General features: G+C 53.2%; 14 protein-coding genes and 2 tRNA genes. 2 read left to right on the top strand and 14 right to left on the bottom strand.

Annotated features, from left to right (window positions below):
- Nucleotides 1-111 precede the first annotated feature (111 nt).
- The 13 genes from rpsO to rlmE form a co-directional block, all read right to left on the bottom strand.
- Nucleotides 112-381: a 30S ribosomal protein S15 gene (gene rpsO, locus NCTC9997_RS12520; RefSeq protein ID WP_010864595.1), complete on the bottom strand. Its 270-nt coding sequence runs from the start codon at nt 379-381 to the stop codon at nt 112-114.
- A 160-nt stretch (nt 382-541) separates the two neighbouring features.
- On the bottom strand, nt 542-1,477 hold the full coding sequence (truB, locus tag NCTC9997_RS12525; RefSeq protein ID WP_039045856.1) for a tRNA pseudouridine(55) synthase TruB: 936 nt from the start codon (nt 1,475-1,477) through the stop codon (nt 542-544).
- On the bottom strand, nt 1,477-1,887 hold the full coding sequence (gene rbfA / locus NCTC9997_RS12530) for a 30S ribosome-binding factor RbfA (protein WP_010864597.1): 411 nt from the start codon (nt 1,885-1,887) through the stop codon (nt 1,477-1,479). The genes truB and rbfA overlap by 1 nt, the downstream gene beginning before the upstream one ends.
- A gap of 84 nt (nt 1,888-1,971) precedes the next feature.
- Nucleotides 1,972-4,686: a translation initiation factor IF-2 gene (infB, locus tag NCTC9997_RS12535; protein WP_010864598.1), complete on the bottom strand. Its 2,715-nt coding sequence runs from the start codon at nt 4,684-4,686 to the stop codon at nt 1,972-1,974.
- Between the two features lie 25 nt (nt 4,687-4,711).
- Nucleotides 4,712-6,205 (bottom strand): transcription termination factor NusA, encoded by a 1,494-nt coding sequence (gene nusA / locus NCTC9997_RS12540; RefSeq protein WP_039045855.1) that lies wholly within the window; start codon nt 6,203-6,205, stop codon nt 4,712-4,714.
- 21 nt (nt 6,206-6,226) lie between these two features.
- Nucleotides 6,227-6,682: a ribosome maturation factor RimP gene (rimP, locus tag NCTC9997_RS12545; RefSeq protein ID WP_071849703.1), complete on the bottom strand. Its 456-nt coding sequence runs from the start codon at nt 6,680-6,682 to the stop codon at nt 6,227-6,229.
- A 223-nt stretch (nt 6,683-6,905) separates the two neighbouring features.
- Nucleotides 6,906-6,982, bottom strand: a tRNA-Met gene (locus tag NCTC9997_RS12550).
- Nucleotides 6,983-7,045: 63 nt separating this feature from the next.
- Nucleotides 7,046-7,134 (bottom strand) — tRNA-Leu (locus NCTC9997_RS12555).
- Nucleotides 7,135-7,148: 14 nt separating this feature from the next.
- Nucleotides 7,149-7,493 (bottom strand): preprotein translocase subunit SecG, encoded by a 345-nt coding sequence (gene secG / locus NCTC9997_RS12560; RefSeq protein WP_010864601.1) that lies wholly within the window; start codon nt 7,491-7,493, stop codon nt 7,149-7,151.
- 242 nt (nt 7,494-7,735) lie between these two features.
- Nucleotides 7,736-9,073, bottom strand: a complete 1,338-nt coding sequence (gene glmM, locus NCTC9997_RS12565) for a phosphoglucosamine mutase (protein ID WP_047707976.1) — start codon at nt 9,071-9,073, stop codon at nt 7,736-7,738.
- A gap of 12 nt (nt 9,074-9,085) precedes the next feature.
- Nucleotides 9,086-9,916, bottom strand: coding sequence for a dihydropteroate synthase (gene folP, locus NCTC9997_RS12570; RefSeq protein ID WP_064978179.1), 831 nt, complete (start codon nt 9,914-9,916; stop codon nt 9,086-9,088).
- A 90-nt stretch (nt 9,917-10,006) separates the two neighbouring features.
- Complete coding sequence (gene ftsH / locus NCTC9997_RS12575; RefSeq protein ID WP_197665211.1) at nt 10,007-12,043, bottom strand: ATP-dependent zinc metalloprotease FtsH; 2,037 nt, start codon at nt 12,041-12,043, stop codon at nt 10,007-10,009.
- 46 nt (nt 12,044-12,089) lie between these two features.
- Nucleotides 12,090-12,719 carry a 23S rRNA (uridine(2552)-2'-O)-methyltransferase RlmE gene (gene rlmE, locus NCTC9997_RS12580; RefSeq protein WP_010864605.1) on the bottom strand — a complete coding sequence of 210 codons (630 nt, stop codon included), beginning with the start codon at nt 12,717-12,719 and terminating at the stop codon, nt 12,090-12,092.
- A 112-nt stretch (nt 12,720-12,831) separates the two neighbouring features.
- Between rlmE and yhbY the strand changes: the two genes are divergently transcribed.
- The gene (yhbY, locus tag NCTC9997_RS12585; protein ID WP_010864606.1) at nt 12,832-13,125 is read left to right on the top strand and encodes a ribosome assembly RNA-binding protein YhbY; all 294 of its coding nucleotides are present in this window, start codon (nt 12,832-12,834) and stop codon (nt 13,123-13,125) included.
- A 201-nt stretch (nt 13,126-13,326) separates the two neighbouring features.
- Here the strand turns inward: yhbY and greA are convergent, their stop codons facing one another.
- A complete protein-coding gene (greA, locus tag NCTC9997_RS12590) occupies nt 13,327-13,803 on the bottom strand; it encodes a transcription elongation factor GreA (RefSeq protein WP_010864607.1) in 477 nt (158 codons plus the stop codon).
- Nucleotides 13,804-14,022: 219 nt separating this feature from the next.
- On the opposite strand from greA, the gene dacB reads away from it, so the two are divergent.
- Nucleotides 14,023-15,453: a serine-type D-Ala-D-Ala carboxypeptidase gene (gene dacB / locus NCTC9997_RS12595; protein ID WP_064978181.1), complete on the top strand. Its 1,431-nt coding sequence runs from the start codon at nt 14,023-14,025 to the stop codon at nt 15,451-15,453.
- The last annotated feature ends 94 nt before the right edge of the window (nt 15,454-15,547 follow it).

A 15,547-nucleotide genomic window follows, 5' to 3' on the forward strand; every position in this document is an offset into this window, starting at 1 on the left:
GCCATCGCGGTGAGATAGCGGCATACACGAACTATGCCCAGAGTAGTTGGCGAGAGTAAGGCTGATAGAAGAAAGGGGCCATGCGGCCCCTTTCCTGAATCTCGCCAATAATTAGCGACGCAGACCCAGACGTGCAATCAGAGCAGTGTAACGCTCAGCATTTTTACGCTTCAGGTAGTCCAGCAGCTTACGACGCTGGGAAACCATGCGCAGCAGACCGCGACGACCGTGGTGGTCTTTTTTGTGCTCAGCAAAGTGACCTTGCAGGTGGTTGATCTGAGCAGTCAGCAGGGCTACCTGAACTTCGGTAGAACCAGTATCTTTCTCATCACGGCCAAATTCAGCAACGATTTTTGCAACAGCTTCAGTGCTTAGAGACATTGTGCGCTCCTAAAAGCATTAAGTTCATAAAACGCGGCGCCGATCTCTAATTCAGCACCGCAATAAGACTCGGCATTCTAACGGTAGCCGACCGGCAAAGCAAGATAACACCGCCAGTGGACGGCGAATATTTCTCCGCCCACGGCCAGCTGCGCAATGCTTACAGCACCATCATCCGACGCGGAGCCACGCGGCCCTGATCATCGATTTCGCCGAGGCCAAAAAAGACCTGCTCATCACCTTCGGTCATGCGAACCAGACCAGACGCTGGCGCGCCACTGACTTGTACCGCCTGCCCCAGCTTGGCATAACCGGCAACCACTGACGGCATGTTCACTTGTGGCAGATGTTGCACCGCGGTGTCGGCCGGTAACAGCAGTGGGTCTAACTCGATGCTCGGTGAAATGTCTTCCGCGCGCGCTTTTTCCAGTAAGGCTTCCACCTGCTCCAATGTCACCATACGCTCCATCGGATAGGTGGCAACAGCCAGACGGCGCAGGTAAATCACATGCGCACCACAGCCTAAACGCTCGCCCAGATCATCGACGATAGTGCGAATGTAGGTGCCTTTTGAGCAGTGAACTTCCAGCTCAACTTCATCACCTTCAAAGCGGATCAGCGTCAGCTCGTACACGGTAATCGGACGCGACTCGCGCGGCACTTCAATGCCTTGACGAGCATATTCGTACAGCGGCTTGCCTTCGTATTTCAGCGCCGAATACATGGACGGGATCTGCTGCAGATCGCCACGAAAATGGGTCAAGGCTTCATCCAGTTGCTCTGCGGTGACCTGCACCGGACGCTCTTGGATCACTTCACCATCCGAGTCGGAGGTGTCGGTACGCTGACCGAGTTTCGCAATCACGCGATAGCGCTTGTCAGAATCCAGCAGATACTGGGAAAACTTGGTCGCCTCACCTAGGCAAATCGGCAGCATGCCGGTCGCCAACGGATCCAGCGCTCCGGTATGACCGGCCTTGTTGGCGTTGTACAGACGTTTTACTTTCTGCAGCGCATCGTTCGAGGTGATGCCTTGAGGTTTATCCAGCAACAAAATGCCGTGTACATCACGACCGCGGCGGCGTGGACGAGACATCAGGCCTTCTCCTCGCTGTTGTCGCTATCGTCGGCGGCATTTTGCTGGCGCGCCTGATCGTCACGGATCACGCTGCTCACTAGGTTAGACATACGCATACCTTCGGTCAGCGAGCGGTCATATTCAAAGCGCAACTCCGGCACAATGCGCAGACGCATCGCTTTACCCACCAGAGTACGGATATAACCGGTCGATTCACGCAGTGATTTCAGACCGCTATCGATAGCATCTTGATCATCAAACAGGAAGGTAACAAAGATCTTGGCATACGCCAGATCGCGGGACACTTCCACACCGGATACGGTCACCATACCGATCTGCGGGTTCTTCACCTCACGTTGCAGAATCACGGCGATCTCTTTTTGCAGCTCTTGCGCCACGCGCTTACTGCGGCTGAACTCTTTTGCCATGGTACTATCCTCCAAGACAGATTGGGGGGCACAAGCCCCCCAATGGTGTATCAATACGACCGGTGAAGGTCTGTTGCCGCCAACTTAATCAATGGTACGTTGAACTTCAACGATTTCGTACACTTCGATCATGTCGCCGACGCGAACATCGTTGTAGTTCTTAACGCCGATACCACATTCCATGCCGTTACGCACTTCGCTAACGTCATCTTTGAAGCGGCGCAGAGATTCCAGCTCGCCTTCATAGATAACCACGTTGTCACGCAGAACGCGGATTGGGTTATGACGCTTCACGGTACCCTCGGTCACCATACAACCGGCAATCGCACCAATCTTCGGTGACTTGAACACGTCACGAACTTCGGCCAGACCGATGATCTCCTGCTTGAACTCTGGAGCCAGCATGCCGCTCATGGCCTGCTTCACTTCATCAATCAGCTGGTAGATTACTGAGTAATAGCGCAGATCCAGGTTTTCAGCGTCAATTACGCGGCGCGCAGTCGCATCGGCACGTACGTTGAAGCCCACCAGAATCGCGTTGGATGCTGCAGCCAGAGTTGCGTCGGTTTCGGTGATACCACCCACACCGGAGCCCACGATCTTCACTTTCACTTCGTCGGTAGACAGCTTGATCAGGGAGTCGCAGATAGCTTCTACGGAACCTTGAACGTCTGCTTTCAGAACGATGTTCAGCTCAGATACGTCGCCTTCAGCCATGTTAGCGAACATGTTTTCCAGTTTCGCTTTCTGCTGACGTGCCAGTTTGACATCACGGAACTTGCCTTGACGATACAGCGCCACTTCACGGGCTTTCTTCTCGTCACGCACCACGGTCACTTCGTCACCCGCTGCCGGCACACCGGACAGACCCAGAATTTCTACTGGGATGGATGGACCCGCATCGGTGGTCTCACGACCCAGCTCATCACGCATTGCACGTACGCGGCCATATTCAAAGCCACACAGTACGATGTCACCCTTATGCAGGGTACCGTCTTGAACCAGAACGGTAGCAACTGGGCCACGGCCCTTATCCAGATAGGATTCGATCACGACACCGCTCGCCATACCATCACGTACAGCTTTCAGCTCCAGCACTTCAGATTGCAGCAGGATAGCATCCAGCAGCTCATCGATGCCCTGACCGGTCTTCGCCGATACGTGAACGAACTGGCAATCACCACCCCAATCTTCGGACATTACGCCGTATTGAGACAGCTCTTGTTTCACGCGATCTGGGTTCGCTGCATCTTTATCGATCTTGTTCACCGCGACCACAAGAGGTACGCCGGCAGCACGGGCGTGCTGAATAGCTTCGATAGTTTGTGGCATCACGCCATCGTCAGCTGCAACCACCAGAACAACGATATCGGTCGCCTTCGCACCACGTGCACGCATTGAAGTAAATGCGGCGTGGCCTGGGGTATCCAGGAAGGTGATCATGCCGTTATCGGTTTCTACGTGGTAAGCACCGATATGCTGGGTAATACCACCGGCTTCACCGGCTGCCACTTTGGCAGAACGGATGTAGTCCAGCAAAGAGGTTTTACCGTGGTCAACGTGACCCATGATGGTCACAACCGGCGCACGTGGTTCACGTACTGCATCGGTGTCACGGTCATTCATGACGGCCTCTTCCAGCTCGTTTTCACGACGCAGGATAACTTTGTGGCCCATCTCTTCGGCAACCAGTTGTGCGGTTTCCTGATCAATCACTTGGTTGATGGTGGCCATAGCGCCCATACGCATCATCACTTTGATGACTTCGGAGCCTTTTACCGCCATCTTCGCGGCTAGATCACCCACAGTGATGGTTTCACCAATCACAACATCACGGTTCACAGGCTGTGCTGGCTTGTTAAAGCCATGCTGCTGCAGAGAGCTCTTACGCTTCAGCTTGCCGCCTTTACCGCGACGCGCTTCTTCGCGCTCAGCCTTAGACTCAGAGACTTTGCCTTTCTTGGTTGCTTTTGCTTTTCCGCCACGGCTGCGGCCGCGGGATTCTTCACGACGATCATCTTCGTCTTCCGCTTCACGTGCATAACGTGAGGTAGTGACATGATAATCGGCGCTGGTTTCTTCGGTGGTAGTCGTCTCGACGGGTGCCGTCGTGAGTTCGTTCTGTTCTGCCATCTTACGAGCCTCTTCTGCCATACGCTTTGCGTTTTCTTCGGCTTTGCGTCGTGCAGCCTCTTCCGCTTTACGTTTCAGTTCTGCGGCCTCGGCTTCGCGCTTCGCCTTCTCTTCGGCAGCACGCTTAGCTTTATCTTCCGCTTCACGTTGGGACGCAATCGTCGCCTCACGTTTCGCTGTATCCTCTGCGTCTCGTTTAGCTTTTTCTTCCGCTTCGCGTTTAGCTTTTTCTTCTGCCGCACGTTTCGCTGCCTCTTCAGCTTCACGGCGAGCTAACTCTTCTGCCTCACGTTTAGCCAATTCCTCTTGTGCTAAACGGGCAGCCTCTTCTGCCGCCTGAGCGTCAGCATTCTGCTGCTCCTGCGGGTCACGTTTTACATAAGTACGTTTCTTACGTACCTCAACCTGAACGGATTTACTCTTACCGCCGGTCGTTGGCACACTTAACGTGCTTCGGGTTTTGCGTTGCAAAGTCAGTTTGCTCGGCGCTGCGGCACCATCGCCGCCATGTTCACGGTTCAGATGCGCCAGCAGGGCTTCTTTTTCCTGCTGGCTGACGCTGTCGGCAGCGCTCTTAGTGATGCCCGCACTCGCAAACTGTTGCAGCAAACGATCAACCGGGGTCTGAATTTCTTCGGCCAGAGATTTTACGGTTACTTCAGTCATGCTGCTCCTTCCTGTTGCGGTTTAATTAGGCTTCGTTGCCAAACCAACAAATATTACGTGCGGCCATGATCAGCTCGCCCGCTTTATCTTCATCCAGACCGTCGATATTAGCCAGGTCATCAATACCTTGCTCGGCTAACTCTTCCAGCGTAGTCACACCACGAGCGGCCAGTTTGAACGCCATCTGACGCTCTAAGCCTGGCAGTGCCAGCAGGTCTTCTGCCGGCTCAGCGCCGTCCAGAGACTCTTCTTTGGCCAGCGCCAGCGTGGTCAGTGCCGCTTTGGCACGGTTACGCAGAGCTTCAACGATCTCTTCATCCAGACCATCGATGTCCAGCAGTTCATTCACTGGAACGTAAGCCAGTTCTTCCAATGTGGAGAAGCCTTCTTCCACCAGAACTTGGGCAAACTCTTCATCAACATCCAAATGCTTGGTAAACAGTTCGATAGCCGCCGACGCTTCAGCTTGGTGCTTAGCCGCCAGATCGGTCTCGGTCATCACATTCAGGTTCCAGCCAGTCAGCTGGGAAGCCAGACGCACGTTCTGGCCATTACGACCAATTGCTTGAGCCAGGTTAGAGGCTTCAACGGCGATATCCATGCTGTGAGAATCTTCATCCATCACGATAGATGCTACATCAGCTGGCGCCATGGCGTTAATCACGAACTGCGCTGGATTATCATCCCACAGCACGATATCAACACGCTCACCGCCCAGCTCACCGGATACGGCCTGAACACGCGCACCACGCATACCCACGCAAGCACCCACTGGGTCAATACGCTTGTCATTGCTCTTCACCGCAATCTTGGCTCGTGAGCCTGGGTCGCGGGCCGCGGCTTTGATTTCAATCAGCTCTTCGCCAATTTCAGGCACTTCAATGCGGAACAGCTCAACCAGCATCTCCGGCTTGGAGCGGGTCACGAACAGCTGCGCACCGCGCGCTTCTGGACGTACTGCATACAGTACACCACGGATACGGTCGCCAGGACGGAAGTTTTCACGTGGCAGCATGTCTTCACGCGCCAGCATGGCTTCAGCATTGTTACCCAGATCCAGGATAATGCTGTCACGGTTTACCTTCTTGGCCACACCGGTGATGATCTCACCTTCTTGCTCGCGGAATTGATCCACAACCATCGCACGCTCAGCTTCGCGCACTTTCTGCACGATAACCTGCTTCGCGGTTTGGGTGGTGATACGGTCGAAAGTCACAGATTCAATCTGGTCTTCAACGAAGTCACCCACTTGCAGAGCTGGGTTTTCTTCCAGCAGACGAGCGGCTTCCAGTTCCATTTCACGCGTTGGTTGAGTCACTTCTTCAACCACGGTCCAACGGCGGAAGGTGTCAAAGTCACCCGTGCGGCGATCGATGCAGACGCGTACGTCTACTTCGTATTCGTATTTTTTCTTGGTGGCAGTCGCCAGTGCAATTTCCAGCGCTTCGAAGATTTTCTCGCGTGGCAGCGCTTTTTCGTTGGAAACGGCTTCAACGACAGCCAGAATCTCTTTGTTCATCTCAGGTGCCTCATCCAGACCTTAAAACTTTGGTACCAGGTTCGCTTTCTGGATGTTGCTCAGTGCGAACACTTCATTCTTACCATCAACAGTAATGGTGATCATCTCGCCGTCAACGCCGGCAATGATCCCTTTCCAATTGCGACGATTTTGAATCGCCATGCGCAGCACAAAGCTGACTTCTTCACCGATAAAACGGGTGTAATGTGCGGCGCTAAAGAGAGGACGATCCAGACCCGGCGAAGAAACTTCGAGGTTATAGGCAACGGAAATCGGATCTTCCACATCCAGTACTGCACTGGCTTGGTGGCTCACCTCGGCGCAGTTCTCAACATTAATCCCATTTTCATGGTCAATGTAGATGCGGAGTGTTGAATGGTGGCCGGCACGGATAAACTCGACGCCTACCAACTCATAGCCCAGCGCCTGCACTGGAGCTTCAAGCATCTGTGTTAATTGCTGTTCTAACGTTGCCAAGACAACCCCCAAGAAATAAAAAAAGGGCCTAAAGCCCAGTTACATCGTCTAAGACGCCGTTTGCAGATAACAAAAAACCCCGAGATAATCGGGGTTTTTAGCAACTGGACCCTGATTGTCGCAATTGCGACGCGAGAAGAATAAACGGTCTGTTCTTCTCTTTCCCTGAAAGCAAGTATAGATGAAATCTGTACAGTTGTTATCATCGATACATTCAGGAAATTGGTTGCGGGGGCCGGATTTGAACCGACGACCTTCGGGTTATGAGCCCGACGAGCTACCAAGCTGCTCCACCCCGCGTCCGAAACGTGCAATATTCTATCTGGCGACCATCTTATAATCAAGATTTATCAGGTCTGTAATTGGTGCCGAGGGCGGGACTTGAACCCGCACGCCACTAAATGGGCACTACCACCTCAAGGTAGCGTGTCTACCAATTCCACCACCACGGCAAATTCGTTACAGCTTATTTGGTTGGGATATCGTTGTTGCTATCCGCAGCCTTCACCGGTTGTTCTGCTGCTTTTTGTTGTGCAGCGGCCGGTTGACTCAAATCTTCCCACTCACTGCCTACTTTGGTTTGGGTATGAGTAATGTTACCCAGCACCAAGCTAATAATGAAAAACAGTGTGGCTAAGATTGCTGTTGTACGAGTCATGAAGTTACCGGAGCCACTGGAACCGAATACAGTGTTCGAAGCACCTGCTCCGAATGAAGCTCCCATGTCCGCGCCTTTGCCCTGCTGGATTAATACCAAGCCGATTAGCCCCAGCGCGATTAACAAATATACTACGAGTAAGATTTCGTACATGGTCTAATCCATTTGTTAACGCTTTGCATTTGCTGGTCAGACTATCCGCCAGCGCGACATGCCGCTCCGTGAACCACGAAGCGGAGAGAATACTAGCGAAAGCGCCCCTGACAAGCAAGGTAATTTTCTGTTTTCACAGTCAATCGGTGAAATTTCAGGCAGCCGCCACAACCTGCTGTGACGGCCACCTTGGCTTACCGTGGCACAGTTAGTTGTGCCATTTTGATGGTCAGCGCGGAGATTTAACCGGCAGCCTGCACTTCTGCCGCAATCGCTTTGGCGTACTGGCGCACTTGCTCCAGATCTTCGCCTTCCACCATCACGCGGATCAGTGGCTCAGTGCCCGATTTGCGCAGCAATACGCGGCCACGGCCCTGCATTTTCTCTTCCACGGCAATCACGGCGGCTTTCACTGCCTCGGCATCCAGTGGATTGCCATTACCAGAGAAGCGAACGTTTTCCAGTACTTGCGGGAACAGTGTCATGCCGCTGGTCAAATCTTTCAGGCTCATGCGATTACCCACCATGGCTGCCAGCACTTGTAGGCCTGCCACAATGCCATCACCGGTGGTCGTCATATCCAGCGCAATCACGTGGCCGGAGTTTTCCGCCCCCAGACGCCAGCCTTTTTCCAGCATCATCTCCAGCACATAGCGGTCACCCACTTTGGCTCGTGAGAATGGAATACCCAGTTGCTTGAGCGCAATTTCCAGCCCCATGTTACTCATCAGTGTGCCCACGGCGCCGCCTTTAAGGTTACCGCTGCGCAGCGCTTCACGCGCCATGATGTACAGGATCTGATCGCCATCAACCACGTTACCCAGATGATCAACCATCATCAGACGGTCACCATCACCATCAAGGGCCATACCTACATCGGCTTTTTCAGCCAACACGCGCGCTTGCAGCGCTTTGGTATCGGTGGCGCCGCATTTTTCGTTGATGTTCATGCCATCAGGCTCGCAACCGATGGTGATCACTTCAGCGCCCAGCTCACGCAGTACGTTCGGTGCAATGTGATAGGTGGCGCCGTTAGCACAGTCGACCACAATCTTTAAGCCACTTAGGCTAAGCGCGTTCGGGAAGCAGCTTTTGCAAAACTCGATATAACGACCCGCCGCGTCGGTGATCCGACTGGCGCGCCCCAGCTCAGCGGAAGAAACGCAGGTCAGTGGTTTTTCCATCTCAGCTTCAATAGCTTCTTCCACTTCATCCGGCAGCTTAGTCCCGTCGATAGAGAAGAACTTGATCCCGTTATCATCGTACGGGTTGTGAGAAGCGGAGATCACAATGCCCGCTTCCGCACGGAAAGTACGCGTCAGATAGGCTACCGCCGGTGTTGGCATCGGACCGGTGAACGCCGCAGACAGACCGGCTGCCGCCAGCCCCGCTTCCAGCGCAGATTCCAGCATGTAACCGGAGATGCGGGTGTCTTTACCAATCAGCACCTTACGTGACCCGTGGCGAGCCAGCACTTTCCCTGCCGCCCAACCCAGCTTCAACACAAAGTCCGGAGTAATAGGAGCCTGACCTACCGTACCGCGAATACCGTCGGTGCCGAAATACTTACGCTTACTCATTGAATATTTTCCTTAATGGGCATTCATCATTGCCTGCATTACCCGCAGTACATCGGCCGTTTCTTGCACATCGTGTACCCGAATAATTTGCGCGCCCTTCTGGGCCGCCAACAGCGCACAAGCCAGACTACCAGCCAGACGCTGATCGGCTTGGTTGTTGAGTAGTTTACCAATCATTGACTTTCTCGACATCCCTACCAGCAACGGATAGTGCAGTGCATGGAATTTTTCGAGCTGATTCAATAATTGGTAATTATGCGCCAGGGTTTTTCCAAAACCAAATCCCGGATCGAGAATGATGTTATTCGCCGCGATCCCTGCCTGTTGGCATGCCATAGCGCGTTCGGCTAAAAAGTGCATCACTTCAGCAACCACATCCTGATAGTGCGGCTGCTCTTGCATTGTGCGGGGCTGGCCTTGCATGTGCATGATACATATCGGCACTTGCGCCTTTGCCGCCACTTCCAGTGCGCCGGGCGCTTGCAGCGCGTTGATGTCATTGATCAAATGCGCGCCCGCCAAACAGGCTTCACGCATCACAGCTGGCTTATAGGTATCGACTGACAGCCACACATCCAACTCACGACTCAAGCGTTCAAGCAACGGAATGACGCGCTCTAGCTCTTCGGCCTCACTCACCTCATCAGCGCCCGGACGGGTTGACTCACCGCCAATATCAATGATGCTAGCACCGGCGTTGACCATCGCTTCGGCATGACGCAACGCGCTATCTTGACCATAAAAACGGCCACCGTCAGAAAATGAGTCGGGAGTGAAATTCAAAATCCCCATAATTTGCGGTTGGCTCAGATCCAGCGTCCGACCACGGCTGTGTAGTTGCATGTTGTTATTCTCCTCACCGTTAGGTAATGCACAGACGGCCACAAATAGAAAACCCCGGGCAAGCCCGGGGTTTTAAGATTACCACATCAGTTACTGTGCAGGTTTATTGTCAGACGGATTCGCGTCTTTCTTCTCTGCATTCTCTGAAGCTGGCGCCTGCTCCGCAGTGTCAGCCACAGGTTGCGCGCTTGGTGCTTGCTCAGGTGCTGTAGCGGCAGGTTGAGCGGCTGAACTCACTACCGAATCAGTGACGGGTGCGCTAGCGACTGGCTCATTAGCCGGCGCCGCAGTGGCATGGTCACTCCAGCCTGCTGGCGGACGAATATCCGATTTCCGCGCCATCAGATCATCAATCTGCGGAGCATCAATGGTTTCGTACTTCATCAGCGCATCTTTCATGCTGTGCAGCAAATCCATGTTTTCAGACAGGATCTGGCGCGTACGCTGGTAGTTACGGTCAATAATGGCACGCACTTCGATATCGATGGCACGCGCGGTTTCATCCGACATGTGCTTGGCTTTGGCCATAGAGCGGCCCAAGAACACTTCGCCATCTTCTTCGGAGTACAGCAGTGGGCCCATCTTCTCGGAGAAGCCCCACTGGGTCACCATCTTACGGGCAATTTCAGTAGCGCGTTCGATGTCATTAGACGCACCGGTCGACACTTTATCTGCACCGTAAATCAGCTCTTCTGCCACACGGCCACCGTACAGGCTGGAAATCATGCTCTCCAGATACTGACGGCTGTGGCTCACACGGTCTTGCTCTGGCAGGTACATGGTCACACCCAGCGCACGACCACGCGGGATGATACTGACTTTGTACACCGGATCGTGATCCGGCACGATACGACCAACAATGGCGTGACCCGCTTCGTGGAAGGCGGTCGCTTCTTTTTGATCTTCGGTCATCACCATGGAGCGGCGTTCCGCACCCATCATGATTTTGTCCTTGGCTTTTTCAAACTCAACCATGGACACCACACGCTGGTTACCACGCGCCGCGAACAGCGCCGCTTCGTTCACCAGGTTGGCCAAATCTGCACCGGAGAAGCCAGGCGTACCACGAGCAATCAACGAAGCGTTAACATCATTACCCAACGGCACGCGACGCATGTGAACTTTCAGGATCTGTTCACGACCACGCACATCTGGCAGCCCCACCACCACTTGGCGGTCAAAACGGCCCGGACGCAGCAGCGCTGGGTCCAGTACATCAGGACGGTTAGTCGCTGCGATAACGATGATGCCTTCGTTGCCTTCAAAACCATCCATCTCAACCAGCATCTGGTTCAGGGTTTGCTCACGCTCATCGTGACCACCACCTAAACCGGCGCCACGCTGACGGCCTACCGCATCAATTTCATCGATAAAGATGATGCACGGCGCCGCTTTTTTGGCTTGTTCAAACATGTCACGTACCCGAGAGGCACCGACACCCACGAACATTTCCACAAAGTCAGAACCAGAGATAGTGAAGAATGGCACTTTGGCTTCACCGGCAATGGCTTTTGCCAGCAAGGTTTTACCGGTACCTGGAGGACCCACCATCAGAACGCCTTTCGGGATCTTACCGCCCAATTTCTGGAAACGGCTTGGATCACGCAGGTATTCCACCAGCTCGGTCACTTCTTCTTTTGCTTCGTCACAACCGGCAACATCAGCAAAGGTTGTTTTCACCTGATCTTCAGTCAACATACGGGCGCGGCTCTTACCGAACGACATCGCGCCTTTACCCCCACCGCCTTGCATTTGACGCATGAAGAATATCCATACGCCGATCAGCAGCAGCATCGGGAACCAAGAAATAAAGATAGAAGCCAACAGGCTTGGCTCCTCAGGCGGCTCACCGAACACCTTCACATTTTTATTGATCAGGTCGTCGAGCAGCTTAGGATCGTTCAGCGGCATATACGTTACTGAACGTGCACCATCAGTTTTGGTGAACTGAATTTCACGACCATCGATACGTACTTCACGGATCTGGTTCTGGCCGAGGGCACTCACGAACGCGGTGTAATCCACCTGACGGTCACTGGATTTGCTCGGTCCAAAACTCTGAAACACCGACATAAGCACGACGGCAATGACGAGCCAAAGAATTAGATTTTTCGCCATATCACTCAAGGGATTAACCTCGCATTACAACTGACTGTGAACTTTAGCTAGAGTACTACAGTTTGTACCCTGTAGCCACAATGTAAACTTCTCGCGATCGGGACCGCGAAGAGTCTGGCTTACGAATTTTTACAGTCGTAAACATTTTCCGTACTTCATTGAGGTAATCGTCAAATCCATCTCCTTGAAAAACTTTGACCACAAAGGCTCCCTTGGGTACCAATACCTGACGGCACATATCCAAAGCCAGCTCCACCAGATACATCGCGCGCGGTTGGTCAACCACCGAGTTACCGCTCATGTTTGGCGCCATGTCTGACATCACCACATCGACTTGGCCCTGGCCGGTACGCTCGAGCAGCGCATTGAGCACCGCCTCTTCACGAAAATCGCCCTGCAGAAAATCCACGCCGACAATCGGATCCATCGGCAAAATATCACAGGCTATAACATGCCCTTGATCACCAATCTGATCAACGACATATTGTGACCAACCTCCCGGCGCAGCACCCAGATCCACAATGGTCATGCCAGGCTTGAATAATTTATCTGACTGCTGGATCTCTTTAAGCTTAAAATAAGCTCGAGAACGCAATCCCAATTTCTGCGCTTCTTGTACATACTTATCGTGGAAGTGTTCATCCAACCAACGGGATGAACTGCCTGTGCGCTTCTTCTTAACCATATTCTATCCAAATACGCAAACAAACTACGCGGAATTGCCTCGCACGCTTGGTGATAAACCCTAGATGGCGTTAGAATGCCGCGTTTTCAACCTTAAGAGTGAAAAAAGCACCATGACGCTCACGAACAAACAAAAGCAGCACCTCAAAGGGCTGGCCCATCCACTGAAACCCGTGGTACTGCTTGGCGCTAACGGCCTGACCGAGGGTGTGCTGGCTGAAATCGACAACGCCCTGAACCACCACGAGCTGATCAAAGTGAAGGTTGCCGCCGAAGAGCGTGAAACCAAAGCCCTGATCGTTGATGCTATCGTACGTGAAACCGGTGCACTGAAAGTTCAGGTGATCGGTAATATTCTGGTTCTGTTCCGTCCAAGCGAAGAACGTAAAATCGTTCTGCCTCGCTAATAACCAGCCGTACCGCACATTACCGAAACCGGTTCATGGCAACGGGTAACCGTTTCATTCCGGTACGTGATACCAAAAAGGCCGTATAACGGCCTTTTTTATTATACCGTCTGGGTATCAGCCACCCGCTTCGTGCTGGCGCAGCCGAACCTCAGTGTAACACCGAGTCCCAAACGGTAAGTGTAGCGAAAAGTGCCAGACTCAGAGGTACTGCACGTTCAAAATTTCGAACTCGACTTCGCCACCTGGGGTACGGATCACCACCACGTCGTCTTGCTCTTTGCCAATCAGGCCACGTGCAATTGGCGAGTTCACTGAGATCAGGTTCTGTTTGAAATCAGCCTCATCATCACCCACGATACGGTAGGTCAGCTCTTCTTCGCTGTCAGTGTTAAAAACGGTCACTGTCGCACCAAAGATCACGCGGCCATTGTTTGGCATCTTAGTGATATCAATGATCTGGCAATTAGACAGTTTGCCTTCAATTTCTTGAATTCGACCTTCGCAGAAACCTTGCTGTTCACGAGCTGCGTGGTATTCGGCGTTTTCTTTCAGATCACCGTGTTCACGGGCTTCGGCAATGGCATCAATGATTTCGGGACGACGCACGTTTTTCAGGTACTCGAGCTCTTCGCGCAGCTTCTCTGCACCACGCACGGTCATTGGAATCTGGTTCATAAAGCTAATTACCCCTTACAAACGAACTGTTTTTTTATCTTGAGGCGTATGAAAACGCAAAAAGACACCTGACCCTGACTGTGAAGCCGGGACTGGTATCCGTTAAACTGTTCTTCTATTCTAGCCTGTATTCTAACTTGGAGTGAACGATGGGTCATCGTTTACTTTTTCACTCTTTATTCATAGTATGCCAGTACATCTACTCACCTGTTGTTTATCATGCGTTTTTTGACTTCTGCGGCTGTGGCCGCCTGTGTATTCTCGCTGCCAGTGGCAGCCAGTGTCATTCCGGTTACCGACTATGAGCAGGCGTTGCCCCCTGGCACCCAGCTTTCTCTTTTAGTACAACCCACTAACGGCGCGCAGCCTCTGGTGGCCTATCAGGCTGACAAGCTGGTGTTACCGGCCAGTACACAGAAAGTCTTTACGGCGCTGGCCGCCATGCTGGAATTAGGCCCCGATTTTCGTTTCCCAACCAAGATGGGCACCGCGGCGCAAGTGCGAGAAAATAAGGTGTGGGGCGATCTGGTGGTCAGTTTCAGTGGTGATCCGCGCCTGACCCGCGATCAGATTCGACTGATGGCGAACCGTTTAGCTCAGCAAAACATCAAACAGGTGATGGGCAATCTGGTGATTGATACCTCCGTTTTTGGTAGCCACGATAAGGCTCCCGGCTGGTCGTGGAACGATTTGACCCAGTGCTTTAATGCCCTGCCAGCAGCTGCCTCCATTGACGGCAACTGCTTTTATGCCGTGCTCAATAGCGCAGCGACACCGGGCAATCTAGCTACTGCCTCGGTAGCCTCTCGGTACCCAGTGACCGTGGTCAGCGAAGTGAAAACTGTGACGCGTAAAATGCCGGAAGCACGCTACTGTGAGTTGGATGTTCAGCCACGTGATAACAACCGTTACGTGCTCACCGGTTGTTTGGTGCAGCAAAAAGAGCCGTTTGGCTTGAGCTTCTCGGTACAAGACCCTTCCGCCTATGCCGCCGGCATTGTGCGCCAAGAGCTGACGCGCGCGGGGATCAGCATCAGCGGGCAAACCAAAATCAGTAACGAGCCGGTAGCGATGCCTACCGTGCTGGCGGAAAACAACTCCAAACCACTGCCTGAGCTGCTGAAGATCATGCTCAAAGAATCGGACAACCAGATTGCCGATGTGATGTTCCGCACCGTCGGTCACCACTACTTTAATGTACCGGGCACCTTCCGCGCCGGCTCTGATGCGGTGCGTGCGATTTTGTCCAAACAAGCTGGGGTGCGTTTTGGTAACACCGTGATGGCCGATGGCTCCGGTTTATCGCGTCATAACTTGGTGTCAGCGCAAACCATGATGGATACCTTGCAGTACATCGCCAAACACGACGATCAATTAGGGATCATCGCGATGCTGCCAGTTTCCGGCACGGATGGCACGTTGCGCTATCGCGCCAGCGTGCGTGAAGCGCCGCTCAAAGGTCAGGTACACGCCAAAACGGGCGCACTGCAAGGGGTATACAATCTGGCCGGTTTCATGCGGACCGCCAGTGGCCAACAGGTAGCGTTCGTGCAGTTTGTCTCCAGCTATTCGGCGCTGGATCACCGCACCCGCCGTGCTGGGCTGAACAAATTTGAAGGTCAGCTGTACAAGGCGATTTATAACCAGTAATTCCGCCGCTGGAATGCCAGCACATCGTTATTACTGTGCTGGCTTGCAACTGCCGGCAGCGTACAAAATTGTAACCAATCCTCTGCCCAGACTG

This window comes from Plesiomonas shigelloides (assembly GCF_900087055.1).
GTDB classification, from domain to species: domain Bacteria; phylum Pseudomonadota; class Gammaproteobacteria; order Enterobacterales; family CAMTGL01; genus Plesiomonas; species Plesiomonas shigelloides.

What these genes read in the sequence shown, in the direction of transcription:
- greA (WP_010864607.1), bottom strand. Translation starts at nt 13,803, where the DNA reads ATGAACCAGATTCCAATGACCGTGCGTGGTGCAGAGAAGCTGCGCGAA.
- rpsO (WP_010864595.1), bottom strand. Translation starts at nt 381, where the DNA reads ATGTCTCTAAGCACTGAAGCTGTTGCAAAAATCGTTGCTGAATTTGGC.
- dacB (WP_064978181.1), top strand. Translation starts at nt 14,023, where the DNA reads ATGCGTTTTTTGACTTCTGCGGCTGTGGCCGCCTGTGTATTCTCGCTG.
- secG (WP_010864601.1), bottom strand. Translation starts at nt 7,493, where the DNA reads ATGTACGAAATCTTACTCGTAGTATATTTGTTAATCGCGCTGGGGCTA.
- infB (WP_010864598.1), bottom strand. Translation starts at nt 4,686, where the DNA reads ATGACTGAAGTAACCGTAAAATCTCTGGCCGAAGAAATTCAGACCCCG.
- truB (WP_039045856.1), bottom strand. Translation starts at nt 1,477, where the DNA reads ATGTCTCGTCCACGCCGCCGCGGTCGTGATGTACACGGCATTTTGTTG.
- nusA (WP_039045855.1), bottom strand. Translation starts at nt 6,205, where the DNA reads ATGAACAAAGAGATTCTGGCTGTCGTTGAAGCCGTTTCCAACGAAAAA.
- folP (WP_064978179.1), bottom strand. Translation starts at nt 9,916, where the DNA reads ATGCAACTACACAGCCGTGGTCGGACGCTGGATCTGAGCCAACCGCAA.
- rbfA (WP_010864597.1), bottom strand. Translation starts at nt 1,887, where the DNA reads ATGGCAAAAGAGTTCAGCCGCAGTAAGCGCGTGGCGCAAGAGCTGCAA.
- yhbY (WP_010864606.1), top strand. Translation starts at nt 12,832, where the DNA reads ATGACGCTCACGAACAAACAAAAGCAGCACCTCAAAGGGCTGGCCCAT.
- glmM (WP_047707976.1), bottom strand. Translation starts at nt 9,073, where the DNA reads ATGAGTAAGCGTAAGTATTTCGGCACCGACGGTATTCGCGGTACGGTA.
- rlmE (WP_010864605.1), bottom strand. Translation starts at nt 12,719, where the DNA reads ATGGTTAAGAAGAAGCGCACAGGCAGTTCATCCCGTTGGTTGGATGAA.